1 pseudogene is annotated in these 375 nt (G+C 38.4%); it reads right to left on the bottom strand.

Annotated elements, in window-relative coordinates:
* Positions 1-255 (bottom strand): annotated as a pseudogene (locus tag ACVYAD_RS25170) (IS3-like element ISBsp3 family transposase); the annotation flags it as partial.
* Between the last annotated feature and the right edge of the window lie 120 nt (positions 256-375).

Raw genomic sequence — 375 nt, 5'->3', positions numbered from 1 at the left:
GCCTTCCTTACCATGTGTTTGATATGTTTTCTTCCAACGGCTAATTGCACTTTTAGCTTTCTTAATTCCTATCAGCTCTAAGTCAAATCCCGCTTCTCTGAAGATTTGGACTGGACCTTTTCCTTGTAAATTTTCCTGAACAGCTTTCAATTTAAAGTCGGCTGTATATTGAATTGAGCGGTCGGATACTGAGGCGACATTCGGATTCGCTTCAATTTGTCTGCGTTGATGTTCGTTAAAAATTATTTTACTCATGATGTTCTCCCGTTCATAAATGGTATGGTTAGTATAACGGGGTTTCCAAACATTGAAAATAGAAAAACCCCGAATAGGTCCACTTTTTTTAAAGTGTCCACTATTCGGGGTTCAGTTCAA

It is taken from the genome of Lysinibacillus sp. G1-3 (assembly GCF_056322905.1).
The sequence above is the reverse complement of the archived record's forward strand: the minus strand, read 5'-3'. Positions and strand labels throughout refer to the sequence as shown.